General features: G+C 55.3%; 23 protein-coding genes. 22 read left to right on the forward strand and 1 reads right to left on the reverse strand.

Translation table 11 applies throughout. From position 1 onward, the window contains the following. Positions 1–180 precede the first annotated feature (180 nt). The 14 genes from L1F29_RS05565 (at position 181) to L1F29_RS05630 (ending at position 11,388) form a co-directional block, all read left to right on the forward strand. Positions 181–1,341 (forward strand): YhgE/Pip domain-containing protein, encoded by a 1,161-nt coding sequence (locus L1F29_RS05565; protein WP_258387369.1) that lies wholly within the window; start codon positions 181–183, stop codon positions 1,339–1,341. A gap of 58 nt (positions 1,342–1,399) precedes the next feature. Beyond that, complete coding sequence (locus tag L1F29_RS05570) at positions 1,400–2,008, forward strand: TetR family transcriptional regulator (RefSeq protein WP_258387370.1); 609 nt, start codon at positions 1,400–1,402, stop codon at positions 2,006–2,008. A 306-nt stretch (positions 2,009–2,314) separates the two neighbouring features. After that, on the forward strand, positions 2,315–3,046 hold the full coding sequence (locus L1F29_RS05575; protein WP_258387371.1) for an SAF domain-containing protein: 732 nt from the start codon (positions 2,315–2,317) through the stop codon (positions 3,044–3,046). After that, a complete protein-coding gene (locus tag L1F29_RS05580) occupies positions 3,043–3,885 on the forward strand; it encodes a CpaE/TadZ family protein (protein ID WP_258387372.1) in 843 nt (280 codons plus the stop codon). The genes L1F29_RS05575 and L1F29_RS05580 overlap by 4 nt, the downstream gene beginning before the upstream one ends. Beyond that, positions 3,885–5,285: an ATPase, T2SS/T4P/T4SS family gene (locus tag L1F29_RS05585; protein WP_258387373.1), complete on the forward strand. Its 1,401-nt coding sequence runs from the start codon at positions 3,885–3,887 to the stop codon at positions 5,283–5,285. The genes L1F29_RS05580 and L1F29_RS05585 overlap by 1 nt, the downstream gene beginning before the upstream one ends. Continuing rightward, on the forward strand, positions 5,279–6,214 hold the full coding sequence (locus L1F29_RS05590) for a type II secretion system F family protein (protein ID WP_258387374.1): 936 nt from the start codon (positions 5,279–5,281) through the stop codon (positions 6,212–6,214). Before L1F29_RS05585 ends, L1F29_RS05590 begins: the two co-directional genes overlap by 7 nt. A 17-nt stretch (positions 6,215–6,231) precedes the next feature. Beyond that, a complete protein-coding gene (locus L1F29_RS05595; RefSeq protein ID WP_258387375.1) occupies positions 6,232–7,122 on the forward strand; it encodes a hypothetical protein in 891 nt (296 codons plus the stop codon). Between the two features lie 30 nt (positions 7,123–7,152). Then, positions 7,153–7,305 (forward strand): hypothetical protein, encoded by a 153-nt coding sequence (locus L1F29_RS05600; RefSeq protein ID WP_258387376.1) that lies wholly within the window; start codon positions 7,153–7,155, stop codon positions 7,303–7,305. 28 nt (positions 7,306–7,333) lie between these two features. Continuing rightward, positions 7,334–7,480, forward strand: a complete 147-nt coding sequence (locus L1F29_RS05605; protein WP_258387377.1) for a hypothetical protein — start codon at positions 7,334–7,336, stop codon at positions 7,478–7,480. After that, positions 7,477–7,902, forward strand: coding sequence for a hypothetical protein (locus tag L1F29_RS05610; protein WP_258387378.1), 426 nt, complete (start codon positions 7,477–7,479; stop codon positions 7,900–7,902). The genes L1F29_RS05605 and L1F29_RS05610 overlap by 4 nt, the downstream gene beginning before the upstream one ends. 95 nt (positions 7,903–7,997) lie before the next feature. Continuing rightward, on the forward strand, positions 7,998–8,483 hold the full coding sequence (locus tag L1F29_RS05615; protein ID WP_258387379.1) for a hypothetical protein: 486 nt from the start codon (positions 7,998–8,000) through the stop codon (positions 8,481–8,483). A gap of 90 nt (positions 8,484–8,573) precedes the next feature. After that, the gene (locus L1F29_RS05620; RefSeq protein ID WP_258389616.1) at positions 8,574–9,785 is read left to right on the forward strand and encodes a M24 family metallopeptidase; all 1,212 of its coding nucleotides are present in this window, start codon (positions 8,574–8,576) and stop codon (positions 9,783–9,785) included. Between the two features lie 173 nt (positions 9,786–9,958). After that, positions 9,959–11,131: a DUF4062 domain-containing protein gene (locus tag L1F29_RS05625; protein WP_258387380.1), complete on the forward strand. Its 1,173-nt coding sequence runs from the start codon at positions 9,959–9,961 to the stop codon at positions 11,129–11,131. 17 nt (positions 11,132–11,148) lie between these two features. After that, positions 11,149–11,388, forward strand: coding sequence for a hypothetical protein (locus L1F29_RS05630; protein WP_258387381.1), 240 nt, complete (start codon positions 11,149–11,151; stop codon positions 11,386–11,388). Positions 11,389–11,559: 171 nt separating this feature from the next. Here L1F29_RS05630 and L1F29_RS05635 read toward each other — a convergent pair whose 3' ends face one another. Beyond that, entirely contained in the window at positions 11,560–12,228 is a 669-nt protein-coding gene (locus L1F29_RS05635; protein WP_258387382.1) for a hypothetical protein, read from the reverse strand. A gap of 227 nt (positions 12,229–12,455) precedes the next feature. On the opposite strand from L1F29_RS05635, the gene uxuA reads away from it, so the two are divergent. The 8 genes from uxuA to L1F29_RS05675 all read left to right on the forward strand — a co-directional run bounded on the left by uxuA (position 12,456) and on the right by L1F29_RS05675 (position 19,104). Then, positions 12,456–13,502: a mannonate dehydratase gene (uxuA, locus tag L1F29_RS05640; RefSeq protein WP_258387383.1), complete on the forward strand. Its 1,047-nt coding sequence runs from the start codon at positions 12,456–12,458 to the stop codon at positions 13,500–13,502. 14 nt (positions 13,503–13,516) lie between these two features. After that, complete coding sequence (locus L1F29_RS05645) at positions 13,517–14,422, forward strand: sugar phosphate isomerase/epimerase family protein (protein ID WP_258387384.1); 906 nt, start codon at positions 13,517–13,519, stop codon at positions 14,420–14,422. A gap of 2 nt (positions 14,423–14,424) precedes the next feature. Next, entirely contained in the window at positions 14,425–15,591 is a 1,167-nt protein-coding gene (locus L1F29_RS05650; RefSeq protein WP_258387385.1) for a Gfo/Idh/MocA family protein, read from the forward strand. Between the two features lie 72 nt (positions 15,592–15,663). After that, the gene (locus L1F29_RS05655) at positions 15,664–16,755 is read left to right on the forward strand and encodes a Gfo/Idh/MocA family protein (RefSeq protein ID WP_258387386.1); all 1,092 of its coding nucleotides are present in this window, start codon (positions 15,664–15,666) and stop codon (positions 16,753–16,755) included. Positions 16,756–16,895: 140 nt separating this feature from the next. After that, the gene (locus tag L1F29_RS05660; RefSeq protein ID WP_258387387.1) at positions 16,896–17,765 is read left to right on the forward strand and encodes an AraC family transcriptional regulator; all 870 of its coding nucleotides are present in this window, start codon (positions 16,896–16,898) and stop codon (positions 17,763–17,765) included. Positions 17,766–17,957: 192 nt separating this feature from the next. Next, positions 17,958–18,497 (forward strand): RNA polymerase sigma factor SigY, encoded by a 540-nt coding sequence (gene sigY / locus L1F29_RS05665; RefSeq protein WP_258387388.1) that lies wholly within the window; start codon positions 17,958–17,960, stop codon positions 18,495–18,497. After that, positions 18,494–18,898, forward strand: a complete 405-nt coding sequence (locus L1F29_RS05670) for a YxlC family protein (protein ID WP_258387389.1) — start codon at positions 18,494–18,496, stop codon at positions 18,896–18,898. The genes sigY and L1F29_RS05670 overlap by 4 nt, the downstream gene beginning before the upstream one ends. After that, positions 18,886–19,104: a hypothetical protein gene (locus L1F29_RS05675; RefSeq protein WP_258387390.1), complete on the forward strand. Its 219-nt coding sequence runs from the start codon at positions 18,886–18,888 to the stop codon at positions 19,102–19,104. Before L1F29_RS05670 ends, L1F29_RS05675 begins: the two co-directional genes overlap by 13 nt. Positions 19,105–19,124 lie beyond the last annotated feature (20 nt).

Here is a 19,124-nt window from a genome sequence, read left to right on the forward strand (position 1 = left end):
ACGCGACGGGCTACGGACTGCTCCAAATGCTCCAAACAGAAGCGCCCTAGCCGTTGAAAAGCCGAAGAGGCTGGAGCTTATTTTCGGGAGAGTCTTGACAGGACGAGAGTCTCCGCTCTATATTTTAAACAGTTGATTAAAACATTTGTTTAAAAAGAGAAAATCAAGGAGTGGAGAGAGATGAGTCATGCTTTGCGGGCTTTTCTGAAACGGCCGACAACGATTGTGGGTGTTTTAACGGCACTTATGTTTCAAGTCATTTTTTCGGTCATATGGATGTCCGGTTATGACGGGATTACGGATGCGGAGCGGCTCAAGAAGCTCCATGTCGGCATTGTGACGCTTGATTCGCAGTCGGGACCTGCCATTGCCCAGAAGCTGGCGCAATCGCTGCCTGTTCAGACGCATCGTCTGGAAGAGGATGAAGCGCAGCAGCTGCTGAATAAGCGCGAGCTCCAAATGGTTATAACGATTCCGCAGAATTTTACCGAATCGCTGAAGTCCCAGGAAGGGACGGCCTCCATCCGCTACAGTATTAATGAATCGAATCCGGCTTTGATTAAGAGCTTGATGAGCTCCATTGCGGCGCAAGTGACCGCAGCGGCGAACAAGGAAGCGGTCGGCCAAGGCGTTCAAGTTCTCTTGACGCAAGCGAAGCTTCCCACAGAGCAAGCGGCAGGCGCGGCGGCTTCGCTCTCCGAACGCGTAACCTCCGATTTTGCTTATTCGAATCCTGTCCAAGGGATGAATAATCAGATGGTGCCGATGATGATGGTGCTTGCTTCTTATGTCGGCGCCATGATTATGGGGATGAATCTGGAGCAGTCGTCCATAGCGGTTGCAGCCTCCGGGATTGGCAAGTGGCGGCGGTTCGCCGCGCGCAATGTCATCAATATAGCAGCTGCCGTAATCGTGTCGCTTGTCGGATCATCGCTCGTTCTTGCGCTAGGCGGGCAATTGGAGCATGGATTCCTGGCGGTGTGGGGCTTCCAGGCGCTGTTCGTTCTGACCTTCATGTTTCTATCGCAGCTGTTCCTGCTCCTGTTCGGCATAGGCGGGATGCTGCTCAATATTATTGTGCTGTCGGCTCAGCTGGTTTCTTCCGGCGCTATGGTGCCGCGTGAGCTGCTCTCCGATTTCTATCTGGGATTAAGCAAAGTGCTGCCCGCCACCTACGCCGTGGAAGGAGACATGAACCTTCTCTTCGGCGGAGCGGGCAACGGGGGCGCCGTTACGGGATTGCTCCTGATCATGGCCGCCTCCTTGGCGCTTGGAGCCGTCGCCGTTGGGCTGCGGAAGAACCGTATCGCTCAGCCTTCATTGCTCTCGAGCGCTCAGTGAAACAAAGATTTGCCTTTTGATCTTAGCCCGGCCATACTTATAACATGAGGAGGCGGCTATGCATAAGGAACCTAATGATCCGGATGTTAAGGTGAGGCTGCTGCAAGCAGCCAAACGGCTCTTTGCCACACAAGGCTACGATGGCACCAGCGTAAGGCAAATATGCGAAGCGGCAGGCGCGAACGTCGCGTTGGTATCTTATTATTTCGGCGGGAAAGAAAATATGTTCCAAGCGCTGTTCGAGACTTATTTTCCGAATCAGGAGATGGAGGCATATTTGCTTCAGCATTACGAACCGGTTGAAGGGATCAGAGAAATCATTCGGGGCGTGACGATGTTCCGTTTGAAGGAGCCGGAGATGATCGCGCTGCTGCAGCAGGAAATCGCGTTGAACTCCCCCCGTATTGCCTTGATACAAGACCATGCGTTTCCGGTATGGAGACAGCTCCGCGATTTGCTGCGGGATGGGCGCGAGCAGGGGTTGTTTCGATTCCGTTCGTTGAATAGTACCTTCATGTCGGTAATCGGCGTGATGCTCTTCCACAAGCAGACCTATTATTTTGCTCCGCTGCTCGAGCAAGAGCCGGATAACTTGGATACGTTCATCGAGGATCTATTCGAATTTGTCATGCGGGGATTGTGTTATGATGCGGGCAGTATAAGCTAAGCTGATAACGCAATGTTTGAGGAGTAATGGTGAGATCGTACAGACGTTATGACGGAGTAGAGTCTGCGTTCGAATCCTTCGCTTAATCTGCACCTTCATACAGCGCCACAACCGTGCGATTGGAGTTCCGTCGTTCGAAAGAGAATATTTTTTATAGACAAACTTTAGGGTGTCTGCTAATATAAGGTCAATATTATCGAGCAGTTGAATAGCGTCGGCTATGCGAAGAACGCATGCTTGGGCATTATGCCCCAGCTGCGTTCTTTTTTTTCTGTCAGACGCTTGGCGCTGCGGAAGGGAGTGGCGATGAACAGAAAGCGCAATGTGTATATTAGCATCGCGGCGGCTCTTATGTCTGCCTTGCTCGTGTATGGGGTTTACGTTCTTCAGCTGCGGCACGTCCGGTTTCAGGAAACGATCGGAGTGGTCGTTCCGAAGCGGTTCATTCCTGCGGGGGAGCAGCTGGCGCCGGATATGCTCGAGCTGAAGCAAATTTCCCGGGCCGCGTATGTTCCGGACATGCTGATTGATCCGAAGGAAGCGGTCGGAATGGAGACGGTTGTGCCGCTTGGTTCCAGCGAGCCGCTGCTGAACTGGAAGGTTGACCGGTACCGGCTGCTGCCGGACCGGCAGCAATCGACCTTCCAGGTACCGCGGGATTATGTGCTGTCGGTGTCCAACGGAATCCGGGCAGGCGACAAGGTCATCCTGTACATATCGGGAAAGAACGCGGCCTCTGAGCGGTTGTTCGTGAAACCGGTTACGGTCGCATCGGTGAAAACATCGGCCAATGTGGAGATCGATGATGCCGATAATCCGAATCTGCTGTCGCTCGCCAGCGGCGATAAAGAAAGAATGTACGCTTCCAGAAGGGATGCCAACGGCATGATCGACTATATTAATCTGAATTTGACCGAAGAACAATGGCTGAAGCTGGATACGCTTTGCAAGGACGGCCAGAGCAAGCTGGTTATCGCTTATTCCCCGGAATCGCTTGATATCGTCGAAACGGCTGCCGGGACGGGAGCCGCGCCGTGAGTGCGCCCGCACCCTTGCTTGCCATAGTCGGGACGACCCCGAATATCGGCACGACGGTAGCCGCATTCGCGCTTGCCTATCGTCTGGCCAGTCAGGGTACCGGATCGGTCGGATATTTATGCCTTAATCTGAAAAGCGCGAAGACGCACCGTTACCTGGGCAACGATAAACCGGAGACGATGCTCGACTCGCTTCGGCCGGAGCTTGCAACCGGATCGTTAAACACGGATAAGCTGCTGCATGCCATGCAAGCGGTCAGCGGGAACGAGTCGCTAAAGGTGCTCTTCGGCAATATGATGCGCGATCAGGCGGAGTACTTCACTCCGCCGGAGATCGAGCATCTGCTCGATACGGCGCAGCGGACCTTCGATATCGTCATCGCGGACGTAGGCGCCTACTGGGATAATGCAGCAACCGTTTGCGCTCTGAGGCGGGCTGACGCGAGATTGCTCGTTACGACGCCGGCTTTATCCCACTTCCAGGAGGACGGGAGACGCTGGATGAAGCAAATGTCGCCTTTGTTCGGCATTCCGGGCGATGCCTATGAATTGATTGTCATTCACCCCCCGCACCGAACATGTGTTTACCAAACCAAAGACATATGCAAAGAAATGGATGTGACTTTAATGGGTGAGCTGAGATTAAGTGAAAAGCTGCTGCCCCAGCTGGACAGCGGAACGATAGATGAATGGCTGGCTTATGACGAGCAGGGCAAACAAGCGATGACGGAACCGGCACAGCGAATTATGAAGCGCTACGGATTGCAGCGGCGGCCGGTCATGGCGGTTCAGCCCTGGTATAAGAAGCTGATGACACACCGGGGCGGGAGAATTTCATAATGCCGGCCGGCGGAAGATTCTCGCCCGCTGCGTTCTCCGCTCAGCTGCGAATAATGGAAGCAATGGGGAGTAACGGACCCGAGGAGGGAATGGAGGAAGAGGCCCAGCGGGATTTCGGACGCCTCGCGGAAGATGTCCGCACCTATCTGGCCATGCCGAGGGGGGCGACGGAGGAGGAGCGGCGCTCATATAATGAGCGCTTGAACCGTGCGGTGCTTGGATACAAGGAGGATCGGGAGCATCTGCTCGCGGTTATTTCGGACCGGCTGCTCCGCCAGCGTATTCACGACATTGCAGGATACAAGCATCCGTATGCATCGCTTTCCGAAGCGTTGTTTGCCGAGGTAATCGGGATGAGCGTCCTAGAGCTTGTGCTCCGGAACCGCGAAGGGCTCGAGGAAATACAAGTGGTTGGTACGCGCATATTCGAGGTCCGGGACGGCTGCTGCAGACCTTCGTCCTATGCTTTCGAGACGGAGCGAGAAGTGGAACGCATCCAGCAGAATTTAGTGCTGTATAACAACGACCGGATCAACCCGCGCAAGCGTTGGGCGGAGGTCATGCTGAGCGATGGGACGCGCGTTACAATGACAGGCTTCGGGTTTACGGCCCAGCCGACGTTGACGCTGCGGTTCTACACGGTCCGGCGGTTCGGACTGCAAGCTTTGAGTGAAGGCGAATACGGAACAATTAACGGAACGCTTCGCGAGATGCTGCTCGCCGTTCTTGCGGCAAGATTCAATCTGGTTCTGATCGGCCCGACCAACTCGGGCAAGACGCATCTCATGAAGGCGCTTATCGGCGAACTGCCGGACGGGGAACGGATCGTCACGATCGAGAGCCGGCGCGAGCTGATGCTCGCTCGCGATTTTCCCAATAAGAATGCGATTGAATACGAGACGGATGACGAGGATGAGCTGCATCATTCGACGCAGGCCTTCAAGCTGGCGCTGAGGCAATCGCCGCAGCGTATCGTACATGCCGAAATTCGCGACGCGGATGCGAATGTATATGTTCGTGCTTGTACGCGCGGACATTCCGGTAGTATGACGACCGTACACGCCAATGCGCTCGAAGATGTGCCGGAGGCGATTACGGATATGTGCATGCTGGATGGCCGCGGCATGAATCCGGAACGGCTGACGAAGCGGATCGCCGAATATGTAACGGAAATCGGCATTGAGATGCGCTATATGGCAGGCCGCAGGCGAGTCGTTCGTATTGCCGAGATCGGCTGGCAGAGCGGGGGAGTGACGGTCCGCGACTGGGCTGCCTTTAATGAGGCTGCCGGGGATTGGAAGTATCCGAATCCTCCGTCATCCCAAGCGATGTCCAGATTGGCTGCTGCGAATGCAGCCACAGCCTTCGTTACAGAAAGGAGCGATCTGCGTTCATGCTGAAGCTAGCGATTATCCTATGCGCTGCGGCTTTGTTTGTATCGCTGTTTGTCGCTTTCCGGCATCTGCTGCAGCTATGGTCGTCACGGCGGATGCTCGCCGGCCGTCTCGATTACCGCCAGGATAATCGGCTGCCGAACCGGCTCGCCCGGCTGCTTGCGCGATATGAACGTCCTTATCGCCATCTGGCCGAATTGTTGGAGTCGCTGGACATTCCGTTTCGCCCGGGAGCCGTGGTTGTTTCCACCGCACTGCTGCTGCTGTCCGGGATGTCGGCCGGGGCGCTGCTGTTTCAAAGCGTCAAAGGCACCTTGCTGCTAGGCGGTATATTGTCATCGATGCCCTATGCGCTCCTTCGCATGCTGCTTCTTCACCGGCAGCTGCAGACGCGCATTGATTTTTTGCCGGCCGTGGAGCTGTTCTACCAATGCTGCCTCGTCAGCGGCGGCCGTCAGATCCGGACCGCGCTGCAGCGCACCGTCGAAGAGAAACGTCTGCTCGGTCCGATGCAATCGGTATTCGAACAGCTCTACCGTAATTTGTCGGTACGCGGCGACGACGATGCGAGTCTGCGGATTTTCGCGGCATCGCTCGGGCATGTGTGGGCCGATTACTTTGTCAACATAGTCCGTGCAGGGCTCTCCGAGGGTCATCCGATTCATGACAACCTGAAGGAGCTCATCACCGATATGCGAAAAGCCCGCAGGGCTAACCAGCAGGAGCGCAACAAGCTGCTCGAGATCCGGCTGGCGAACTTCTCGCCGGTTCTATTCCTCGCCCTGTTCATCGGCATTAATTTCCGCTATAACCCGGAGAATGCTTATCTGTATTACGCGGTGGATCCGAAGGGGCGGGATTTGCTGCTGAATGCGGTCGTGCTCATTTTTGTTTCCTTTCTTATGGGGCTCTGGCTGTCCCGCAAAAAAATGTAAGGAGGAGGTGAGGCCGAATGGATAACTCCGCAGCCCGTATCGTTATATGGGCGGCTATGGCCGGCCAATATATTCTTGGATTTATAATTGCCGTTTATTTGCTGCGGGCTCTGCTGGAGCGGAGGCCGCGCTTCGCCCACCTGATGATGGGGCGATGGCGGAGCAAGCAGGTTCCGGAGGCGTGGCTTCGCTTCGTGCGGCTAACGAGGAATGAGCCCTCATTCAAAGAACGGGAACGATTGCTGGCCGGCTGCGGAATTACTTGGGATGCGGGCTGGTATGCGGTGATACGCCGGCTCTTCTTCATTGCGTCTCCCCTGCTTGCCGCAGCGGCATACGGATTATCGCAAGTAACCGTTGGACCGGTACCGCCCTTATCTGCCCCTCTGGTATTAGCCGTGTCAATTATGATGCTGTTATGGGACAGGCCATGGCTTGACGCCTATCGACGGGTTCGGACGGAGCGGATGACGAAGGAAATTTACATGGTCAGCAATCAGCTGTTGTACTTGGCCGGCTCCTCTCTACATATCCATGCCAAATTAATGCGATGCTTATCCTTCACCAAAGCGATGCGTACGGACCTGCAGCTGCTGCTCGGTGAATGGTACCACGATGCGGAGGGCGCGCTTCGCCGGTTCAAGCTCCGGATCGGAACGGAGGAGGGGCTCAGCTTTGCGGAGACGATCGATTCGCTTCGTCTGCATGAGAGCGAGCATTATTACGATCTGCTGCGCGAGCGGATTCAAGACTATAAGGAGAAGCTGGAGCTCGCCAAAGAAAGCCGGAAGGAATCGGCATCCTATATTCTATTCGTGCTGGCCGGTATTCCCATTCTGTACACGTTCCAAATTTTCATCTATCCCTGGGTACGGGAAGGGCAGAAGCTGTTCGAGTCATTGAATTGATTGACATATTCGGGTCAGGGAGGTGAGAGAATGCGAAATATTCTAATGACTGTCATGATGCTGGTCGTAGTCGTTCTGCTGTTTAACACGATTATTTCGAAGGATACGACTGGCACGAAGGCTCAAATCGAGTCTCAGGGCACTTCGGCCAATACGAAGATCGGTTCATTGACGCTGGACTAGGAGCAGCACAGCAGAAGAGGTGGTGCGTATGAGGGCCATATTAATGTCGCTCTTAATGGTCGTCGTTGTCATCGTCATCTACACCAACGTGACGGGCGGCGAGCAGGGAACGAAGGAGCAGCTGAAGTCTTCGGGCAAACATATGAGCGAATCGATTCGGAGGATGAGCCCGTGAAAGGCCTGTTGGTGTTTATATTATTTGCCGCGATGATGTGTTGGTTCATGTTCTCTCCAATATACAAGCACGTGCTGATCGTCCGGCAAGCGGTGCTTCAGCAGGAAGTGGACTATATGCTCGAAGTTGCAGCGAACGGCGATCACGGATATATCGATGGACACATGGTGGAGCAATCGAAACAGCGTCTTGCCCGGTTCGGCATGCAGCCGGATCAGGTTGAATATGTCGTGACGTCGACGAACGGCTCCGACGCAACGAATGCGGCTGCGCCGCTGCCGCGGGGCGTGGGGCTTTCATTAACGCTTAGCTATCCGGTGGAAGGGCTGTTCGAGATTGACCGGCTCATAGGCGTGGAACCCGTTCCGGCCGATGCCCGCATGCGGGCAACCGGGCTTAAGATGAGTGAATATGTGCCGTAATGGAGATGCGCGCAGTGCGAAAGTCAATACGAAGAGGTCTACTTGGCTTGGAAGGCGGTTAGTTCAAAGAATGCGGCAATGAGGGCGGTAGGGAGATGTACAAGCTTGTGTTGACGGTCTTGATGATGGTGGTCTGGATGCTCATGCATGCGCTGCAGACCGATGAGGAGATGGCGATGGCGGCATTATTTCAAGGCAAGCATGCGGTTAACCGGGCGGCTCACGCAGCCGCGCAGCAGCTGGAGAAGGAGGCGGTTGCGGACGGGCGGCTGCACATCGACGAGATAGCGGCTTCGAATGCGGCCGCCCTCTACTTGCAGGCGAACCTGCTGCTGGATGAGACGGGACAGCCGCTGCCAGGCACCTACTGGCGGGATCGTGCGGAGGTGGCTGTTTTCGAGGTTATTAACGACGACAGGACATTCCCCTACACATACCGGAACGATCGGTATGACTATGAGGTGACCTTGTACCGTCCCGGCGTCATCATGATTCTCAAGCTGACGTATCCACGGATCTTTACCGTCCTGGAACCGATCGAATGGCAAATAAAAGGAGCGGCCGAGCTTGTTGCACATTGACGAGCCAGCCGCTCTTTGTTCTAATTAGGAAGAATACGTTAATTGTGGAAGTGGTGGAGTATGAAGGTGGATGACCATTCATTAGTGAATATGCAGGTGCCCGGCAAGAATGAATTTCTTTCGCGGATTGATCGGCTCCAGCAGTCCTTACGTACCCAAGGGTCGGACGGTTTTCTGGTGACGCAGCATATTGCGCTTTATTATCTGACCGGTTCCATGCAAGCCGGCTTCGCGTTCGTACCCACAGCGGGAGACGCGACATTCTATGTGAGGCGAAGCGTTGACCGGGCCCAAGACGAATCGGCCGTTCGCGTGGAACCGCTTCCTACCCTGCGCGCATTCAGGCCGATGCTCGAGCGGGATTATCCGCAGCTGTTCGCTTCCGGGCGGGCGGCAACGATCGCGACCGAGATGGATGTGCTCCCTGCGCAAACCTACGCGAAGCTTGCCCAATTGATAGCCGGCGGGGACGGAAGCGTCTTGACCGACGGTTCCGCGATGATCAGACGGCTGCGCATGATCAAGTCGCCGTATGAAATCGGCCGAATCGAAGCGGCAGCTGCCGCCACGGCGGAAGCGCTGGAGGAGGCGACGGCCGAACTGAAGGAAGGGATGAGCGAGCTGGCGTTAATGGCTCGTATCGAGTATGGGCTTCGCATGCGCGGCCATATCGGACTCATGCGTACGCGCAGCTATAATATGGAGATTATGACCGGCATGGTGGGAGCGGGAGAAGCCGCAGCCGAGCCGAGCGCCTTCGACGGTCCGGCCGGGGGCCGGGGGCTCGGGCCGGCTGCGCCCCAAAGCGTCAGCAGGCGGTTAATCAGCCGCGGGGAGCCGATACTGATCGATATCGGCTGCTGCATCGACGGGTATGTAATCGATCAGACCCGTACGGCGGTAATCGGCAGCTTGCCGGACGGCCTGGCTGCCGCCTATGAGCAGTCGGTAGCGATAATCCGCGAGGCCGAGCGGCTCATGATGCCGGGAACGCCAAGCGAATTGCTCTACGCCGCGGCGATTGAACAAGCGGCGAAAGCGGGATTATCCGCCAACTTTATGGGGCATGGCATGAATCAGGTGAAATTTCTCGGTCACGGCATCGGGCTGGAGGTCGACGAATGGCCGGTCTTGGCGCGCGGCTTCGCGGATCCGCTCGAGCCCGGCATGACCATTGCGGTCGAGCCGAAGTTTACGTTTCCCGGGCGGGGCGTCGTCGGCATCGAGAACAGCTATGTCGTCACGGATCGGGGCCCGCGCCAGCTTACGAAGTCGCCCGAGAAGCTCATTGTTGTGCCTTGAGCCTGCCTAAGGACGGCGCACAGCCGCGCGCTTTAGCTTAGCGAGCGCATGACAGGCAGATTCGAGAGCGTTTCTCTGTTCCCGGCGCACATCGTCGATGGAACGGGATGGTTTGGTTTCTTTTTTCAATTAAGAATCCCATCTTTCCTATATGAAATCGGAGGCGAGAGCGATTGGCGACCAAATTGTTTGTCAGCTCGGTATCCAGCGGGTTCGAGGAGATTCGCCAGCAGGTCGGCGCATTCATCGGGCAAGCCGGGCATGAGCCGGTACTGTTCGAAGCCGATGCCTTCGCGAAGAACCAATCGGCATCGATGCTCGCCACCTGCCTGCGGGCGGTCGAGCAGTCGCACATCTACATCCTTATCATCGGCTATGAAGTAGGGTATGTCGTACCCGAGCAAAATAAAAGCGTCACGCACCTCGAATTGAAGAAGGCCATCGCGACGAACAAAACCCTATATGTCTTTGTAGAGGATTACATTAAGAATATTTACTTCAAAGAATATTTGCGTATCTTCCGCCAGCTGCGTACGCGCGATTCCGATGACGGAAGCGCGGCGGCGCCGGCATTCGATGAGGTCATAGCAAGGATGGGGAATTTATCCGTGAAGCGCGAAGTGCTCGCCATCCTGAACGATGCTTATCAAGTCGTGCCTTGGATATTCGGATTTCAAAGCTCGGACGATATTATCCGCGTATTGAAGAAGGAGCTGAGCGCGACGCTCGAGGATCATATTACGCTCCGCAATAACCGGCAGCTTCAGTCGCTGGACAGCGTCATTACGGCCTCCGAGAGGTTCCAGCTGTACAATCGGTTTCTGGATGAGTTCTTCCCCTTAATCGACGAGATCAAGATGGTCCGCTACGACGATCTGCTCCGCAAAGCCCAGAGGAGCCTGAAGGGCGGCACGATTTACTTTGACGAAGGCGCGGGCATTATTTCGGAGCTGGTCAAGGTGGGGAACAGCGACGGCACTTCTCTCTATCTATATGACGGCAGCGGCGCGTTTGATCTTATCGCCAGGTCCGGTTTGACGAATCCTCGGCAGACTCGCATTCCGCAGGAGGATGCGACTTCATATGTGGCGCTGGCTTATAGGGAAGCGATTGCATCTTCCCAGCCGGAGGAGGGGAAGCTCACGTCATCCGGCGTGTTCTATACGGACAGGACGATCTACCTGTGCCACGTGTTCGGCAGCTATGTGCTTACGGTTCATTTTCCGATTGAGGAGCAGTCGGTGGACAGCGCTCTGTTCGACGAGAGAGTGGACGAGCTGTACGCCGGATTGTTGAAAATACGCGCCAACGGTGATATTCTGAACTTAATCCGATATATATTGTAACAGCAGGAGGCGATTATATGAGTAATCAAGCCAAGCATCATGCGCAGGTGAATCTGACGATTGACGATGTGATCCGTGAGCAGCAGCACCAGCTGGCGTCCGCTTATGCCGGTATTGCCTCCCTTCTGACCGTTGAACAGCCGCCTGCCCGGGATGAACGGAGGGATCAGGAACGCTCCGCAGGCCGGACATGGATGAACCGCGTTCAGCCGCTCGCTCCGTTCCGCGGTGTAAGGAAACTGACAAGCGATTACTGACACTTGCCCTCTACTCAAAGCAGATGAATAAAAAACGATAAGAAACTCCCTCCGGATGAACTTGAGCCGGCAGGGAGTTTTTGTTCGCTAGACCGATAAAGTTAGATATGAAGCTGAGCTATTGAAGAGCAAGACACTCGACTCGATCATGAAACGTACGTTTCATGACCATCAAGGCGCCGGCTTCGACATCCCCATCGTCCCATCCTTCAATTCTCCGGCGGCGATCAGGCTGCCGCTGCGGTCCAGCCCCTCAATCGTGAACGAAGTGCCTTCCGCTGAATCCGGCAAATAAGCGACCCATATGCGCTTGTCCTTCCCCGTGGTTATTATTTTGGCCGGTTGGCGGAGTCCGTCTCCATTCGAGACGACAATGTCCGTAATCGCGGGATTGAACAGTTCACCGTATAGAAGCGGGAAGGGCGACGGTTTGGCGGTCTCGGGACCGTTCTCGTTCTTGCCTATGTATTGGAAGTAGATATCCGCAGTCTCCGTACCGGCGCTAGCGCTATAATCGCCGCCCCACGACCACTCCAGCTTATCCTCTGCATTTACCGTTATATGATTCGCGCTTAAATTGGCCGGTGCATTCCCGCCGGTATTTTTGGTGAAAACCATCATACCGTCCTCCACATCCTCATAATGAACAATTTCGAAGGATTTGCTCTTTTTGGCGGATTCGATAACGATGTGCAGCCGCTTGTCCAACGGTCCTAAGTCCGCCTTCGATTCATGCCTGTAATCCGCTTGATTGTAAACATAAAAACCAATCGCGATTCCGGCAACGAGAAGGAAGCCGAATAATCCCAACACCACCGAATTTCCTGACATACGACGCATATACAAGTATTCCTCCTGACGTTTCTATGAAACAGATTTCAGTCTCTGCAGTTGCCCGGTTGTGAACGACTTGATTCAAAAGCTCCTCTTCCTGCATTCATTTGACTGAGATTAATCTCCTTCGCAAACCGCATGTTCCCTTAGTCTCCCTGTGCTACAATGAGGCTGAATGATTATCGGAATACCGCAACACCTTTCTACCAACCATCCCAAATGAGGTGCCGTCTATGAAAATGACTTTCCGCTGGTTCGGTTCGAACGACCCCGTCAGCCTTGGTTACATTCGCCAGATCCCCGGTGTTTCGGGCATTGTTACCGCTTTGTACGATATCCCCGTCGGAGAAGCCTGGCCGAAGCAATCGATCGCCGCGCTGAAGCAAACGGTAGAATCGCACGGGTTTGAGCTGGCCGTCATCGAGAGCGTTCCCGTTCATGAAGACATCAAGCTTGGTCGTCCTACGCGTGATCGTTATATTGAAAACTACAATCAAACGCTTCGCAATCTGGGAGAAGCCGGGGTTCCGATCGTATGCTACAACTTCATGCCGGTGTTTGACTGGACCCGTTCCCAGCTCGCGTACCGTCTCAAGGACGGTTCGACGACGCTGACGTTCGAGGACGAGACGATATCCCGGATGGACCCGGTCAAAGGCGATCTGTCGCTGCCGGGCTGGGACGAAAGCTATACGAAGGAGAACATGCAGCAGCTGATCGACAGCTATAAAGATGTAACCGAAGAATCGCTCTGGAGCAACCTGGCGTACTTCCTGGAACGGGTTATTCCCGTTGCCGAGGAGGCCGGAATCCGAATGGGGATCCATCCGGACGATCCGCCGTGGCCGATCTTCGGATTGCCGCGCATCGTCGGGGATATGGCCCAGCTGCGCCGGATTATAGAGCATGTGGACAGCCCAGCTAATGGTATCACATTCTGTTCTGGGTCGCTCGGCGCCGATCCGGACAATGATCTCCTCGCCATTATCCGACATTTCGGCACGCAAAAAAAGCTTCATTTTGCTCATACACGCAATATTTTGCGGACGGGCGAACGTTCATTCCAAGAATCGTCGCATCGCTCGGCAGATGGCTCAATCGATATGGTTCGTGTGCTCGAGGCGCTGTGGGAGACGGGCTTCGACGGTCCGATTCGCCCGGATCACGGCCGCATGATATGGGGCGAGCAGGGCAGACCGGGCTACGGCTTATATGACCGGGCGCTCGGCGCGACTTATCTCAACGGTATCTGGGAAACATTATCCAAGACGAAGGGTTGAAAGGAGCAGCAGCGATGGTCAAATTATCCGTCTTTACCGTTGCAACGCCCGACCTGACACCGGACCAATTGTGCAGGGAGGCTGCCGCTGCCGGGATTGAAGGCATCGAGTGGCGCTGCAAGGAAACGCCGGAAGCCGTGCGCGCCGAGCCGCCTTCGTTTTGGGGGAACAACCGCTGTACGATCGCGCCCGGTGCAGGGGAAGCCGAGATCGCTATTTTTGACGAAGCGGCCCGGAGGCACGGCTGTACACCGGTTGCACTCGCACCGTATCTAACATGCGGAGATATAGCGGGGACAGAGCAAGTTTTCCGATTGGCGAGCAGGCTGGGTACGCCCATGGTGCGTGTTGGGGTGCCCGGCTATGACCGTTCGCGCAATTATAACGAACTGTTCGAACAGGCTGTCGATTATCTGACCGAGGTGGAGCCTCTTGCCCGCACGTATGGGGTGAAAGCGCTGGTAGAGGTGCATCATTATACGATTGCTCCCAGCGCCTCTCTGACGCACCGGCTTATCTCGCGTTTCGATCCCGATCTGATCGGCGCATTATATGATCCGGGGAACATGGTTCACGAAGGCTTCGAGAATTACCGGCTGGGCATGGAACTGCTGGGGCCTTATTTGGCGCATGTCCATGTGAAGAACGCCGGCTGGCTGCCGGCGGCAGGCCATCCGAATGCCGACCAGGCAGCCGGCCTCGGCGGAATCGAAGGCGATCCGTTGAATCCGGCGGCATTCGTCTGCGGATGGCGGCCGGTTGCAAGCGGCATTGTGCCATGGAAGCAGGTGCTGGCGGACCTGCATGCAGTCGGTTATAACGGCTGGTTCGGGTTGGAGGATTTCAGCGGCACCTATGATACGGTTTCAATGCTTCAAACGTATGGCAAGCAAATGAGGGCATGGATGGAGGAATTATAGCTATGAGCAAGGTACGATTCGGCATAATTGGTATTGGAAATATGGGCTCCGGGCACGCGCAAAGCCTGATCGCCGGCAAGGTGCGCGGGGCGGAGCTGACAGCAGTTTGCGACGAGTTTGAGTCCAAACGCGAGTGGGCGCGCACACGCCTCAGCGGCGTTGAGATCTTTGAGGATTCGGCATCGATGATCGACTCCGGCCTCGTCGATGCGGTTATCGTGGCAACGCCGCATTACGCTCATCCGGATGAAGCGATTCGGGCTTTCAATAAAGGCATGCACGTATTGATCGAAAAGCCGGCTGGCGTATACGTGAAGCAGGTGCGCGAGATGAACGAAGCGGCTGCGGCCAGCGACAAAAAATTCGGCATCGTCTACAATCAGCGGATGAACCCGCTGTACCGCAAGCTGCGCGAGCTGATCGCATCCGGCGAACTGGGGGAAATCCGCCGGACGAACTGGATTATTACGAACTGGTACCGTTCGCAGGCGTATTACGACTCCGGCTCTTGGAGAGCGACATGGGCGGGAGAAGGCGGCGGCGTTCTCATTAATCAATGTCCGCACAATCTCGATTTGTGGCAGTGGACGACCGGTCTCATGCCGGTAAGAATCCGCGCGTTCTGTGCATTCGGCAAGAACCGCAACATTGAGGTCGAGGATGATGTTACGGCCTATGCGGAATATGCGAACGGCGCGACAGGCGTATTTATTACGACGACCGGTGAAGCGCCGGGTACGAACCGGCTTGAAGTGGCGGGCGACCGCGGAAAAATCGTCATCGAGGACGGCAAGCTGACTTTCTGGCGGCTGCGGGAGTCGGAGCGGGCATTCAACGAGCGGAACAAAGAAGCGTTCGGCGCGCCGGAATGCTGGAAGGTCGAAGTGCCTGTTCACGGCGAAAGCACGGAGCATGTCGGCATCATTCAGAACTTTACCGATGCCATATTGAACGGCACGCAGCTTGTCGCTCCGGGAGAAGAAGGCATTCACGGATTAATGATATCGAATGCGATGCATCTGTCCACTTGGCTCGACGATTGGGTGGAGCTGCCGCTGGACGAAGCGCTGCACGAAGCGGAGCTGAACAAGCGAATCGCGGAATCAACAACGAGCAAAGCGCAGGCGCAAGCGGAAGCGAAGCCTGCGGATTTGACGGGAACGTTCTAGAATAGTCGGCCATTGTGGATTTTAGAGACATCGTTAGCCCATACGGAATATAGAAAGTGAGGATTCATTCACATGGCAGCATCCTTTAATCGCAACGACGGAATGAACTATGCCCCGGTTTCAATCTCGAAGCCGGCTCCGGTATGCGGGCCGGGCGAGTTTATCTTCGCGGCCATGGCGCTCGACCATGGGCATATCTATGGACAGTGCAACGGATTAATCGAAGCAGGCGGTACGCTCAAATGGGTGTACGATCCCGATCCGGCGAAGATCAGCAGCTTCCAGAAGGCGTTTCCTGACGTACAGGTCGCTTCTTCGCCGGAGGTTATCCTTCAAGATCCCGAAGTAAGGCTGGTCGCAGCCGCTGCCATACCGTCCGAGAGGGCGGCGCTAGGCCTGAAGGTCATGGACCATGGCAAAGACTACTTTACGGACAAGACGCCGTTTACGACGATGGAGCAGGTTGTGGCCGCAAGGCTCAAAGCGGGCCAAACAGGCCGCAAATATATGGTTTACTACAGCGAACGGCTTCATAACGAAAGCGCGGTCTATGCCGGAAAGCTTGTACATGAAGGCGCAATCGGCCGGGTCGTTCAGGTGATTGGTACGGGGCCGCACCGGTTGAACAAGCCTTCGCGCCCGGACTGGTTCTTCCGCAAAGCGCAGTACGGCGGCATTCTGTGCGACATCGGAAGCCATCAAATCGAGCAATTCCTGTACTATGCGGGCTGTAAGGACGCCAAAGTCGTTCACAGTAAGGTCGCGAACTATAACAACCCGGATTATCCGGAGCTCGAGGATTTCGGCGACGCGACTTTGATTGGCGATAACGGAGCGACGAACTACTTCCGCGTGGATTGGATGACGCCGAACGGGTTAGGCACCTGGGGTGACGGCCGGACGATCATTCTGGGTACAGACGGCTTTATCGAGCTGCGCAAGTATATCGACATTGCCCGCGATAAGCAGGGCGATCACGTCTTCCTCGCGAATCATGAAGGCGAGTATCATTATTCGGTTGGCGGTCAGGTCGGGTTTCCATTCTTCGGAGCGCTTATTCTGGATTGCTTGAACCGGACGGAGCATGCGATGTCTCAAGAGCATGCATTCAAGGCCGGGGAGCTGTGCGTTACCGCACAGGATGTAGCGGTCCGGGTGGAGTAGACTCAAGCGATTCGCAATCCATTTGCACAATGGCAAGAAAACCCGAAAGCAGGCGGATGTTCCGCCCCCTGCAAGCGTGGTACAATCGGTGCATGAACAACATGCGCAAAGATGAGGCGCTTAGGTGGGAGGAATCGTCCTTGCCGCTCCGAATGCAATGGCAGACGCCGATTGATTTTGCATACCGTAATGATGCGCCCTTGATGGATGCGCAATTTCATTCGCATGCTTTTTACGAAATTTATTATTTCCAGTCCGGCGAATGCAACTATTTAATTGGTGACAAGCTGATGACTCTCCGCCCCGGAGATCTTCTTCTTATGCATGGGATGACGCTGCATTGCCCTAATCCGTCGCTTCGCGAGCCCTATGTCCGTACGCTGTTTCACTTTGATCCGGCATACATCCATAAGGTGCTGCAGCCTGAGATGGCTGCGGCTCTCCTGAAACCGTTCGAGGAGCTTCGCAATATCCGCATCTCGCTCGGAACCGAGGAGCAGCTGGTATTCGAGCGCCTGCTGCAGGAGATGAACGAGCTGTACGGCAGCGGCCGCAGATCGTTGTCCTCCGTAACCGGCGGAAGGTTCCTGTTCCGGTTCCTGGATTTGCTTGAGCTGCTTCGGGAGTGGTGCTCGAAGCCTGTCGAAGAGCATGAGCACGGTTCGCTCAAGGAAAGGCATGTGCAGAGTGTCGTATCCTATATCGAGGAGCATTACGCGGAGGATGTGACGCTTGACGCCATCGCCGGCGCGCTGCATCTGACCAAGCCGTATTTGTCCAACATGTTCAAAGAAGTGACGGGGACGACGGTCTTCAAATATTTATACAACCGGCGGATCAATCAAGCGAAAATCATGTTCCGCCTTGAACCCGGCAGGTCCGTGTCAGATGTGGGGCGCGCGGTGGGCTTTCATCATCTGGCGCATTTCAGCCGGATGTTCAAAGCGACCGCAGGAAGCAGCCCGGAGGTTTACCGCAGGCAGTTGGCCGCTAAAGAGGCCGATTCATAAAGGCGTTCCCAGCATGCGTTACCGTACGCAGGCTCGGGGCGCTTTTTCTCGTTATCGGCCTCCAGCGATTCTCGTTGCCGGTATCACGCGAAAAAAATTTTTTGAACCCGTGAACAAATTCGAATCGCCGAGCGTCATATTGCCGACAACGATAAGGAGAGATACTCGGAATGATATAGAAAGGGGCAGTCTATGGTCACAACCGAACGGCAAACGGATGACGAAGCTATATTGAAGCAGGCCGTTCGCGGAGATGGGCAAGCGCTGGCTGTGCTGCTGCGCGACAACTACACTCTATTGTACCGGTATATGCTGAAGGTGACGATGAACAAGGCGATGGCCGAAGACCTCGTCCAGGAGACGATGCTCAAGGCGATTGAGCGAATCGGGTCCTTCCAGTTGCGATCGAAATTTTCCACATGGCTGATTTCGATCGGTACCCGTCTTTATATGGACGAGATGCGCAAGAAAAAGCGCGAGCGCAATTGGCAGAATACCGAGCAGGCGATGCAGTCCATCCGCTTCGATGCGGCCATGAGACAGGATGAATGGCCGGAGGCGCTGGATGCGCTCGCCGACATGCCTTACGATATCCGCGTTCCGATTTTGCTGAAATATTATTACGGATATGCCTACGAGGAGATTGCGAAGTGGCTCGATATACCGGTAGGCACCGTCAAGTCCAGGCTGCATAACGGCCTGAAGCATCTGCGAAAGGAGCTGAGCCAATGAGAAGGAAGAATCGCCAAGACGGCCAAGGAAAGCGCAATACGGAAGAGGACTTCCGGCTTGACAGCAGTATGCCGGAGGAAGATCGGGAGGCTGAACAATTCGAGCAGCTGGTTGGCCGCCATTTGCGGCAATGGGATGATTCCGTGATGCCGGATGTACCGTCACTCCAATCGCTGGAGCGTCTTGCGAGCGGTCACCGGAGCCGGTTAAAGGGGCGATTATGGCGCGACCTGCTGTTGTTCTGGATGGTCAGCGGCATGATCTTATCCGGACTTCTGCTGCTCGTGCAGCGCGATCTGAAGCTGTTTGTCATCGTGCAGGTTGTTGTTCTTATGGCAGCTTGCCTGTTTCTGGCCAGTTCGGCGGCCCGCAAGGAAGGACGAGGCAAATGGACGAGTTAAAGGGGGTTCCGGTATGGCTTTTGATCCTGCTCGTGATCGTACTTTTATGCCAATCCACGTGGCTGTTCATCGATGCCAGAAAGCACAGCCGGTTCCCATGGTTTTGGGGGCTGTGGGGGCTCATTCAGGTGCCCATGCCGTTCATTCTATATTGGCTCGTCGTTCGAGTGGATTGGAAGAAGTTCGGGAAGTCGCGCAGGAAGTAGACGTAGTCCCATTAATGATA

It is taken from the genome of Paenibacillus spongiae (assembly GCF_024734895.1).
Lineage (GTDB): Bacteria > Bacillota > Bacilli > Paenibacillales > Paenibacillaceae > Paenibacillus_Z > Paenibacillus_Z spongiae.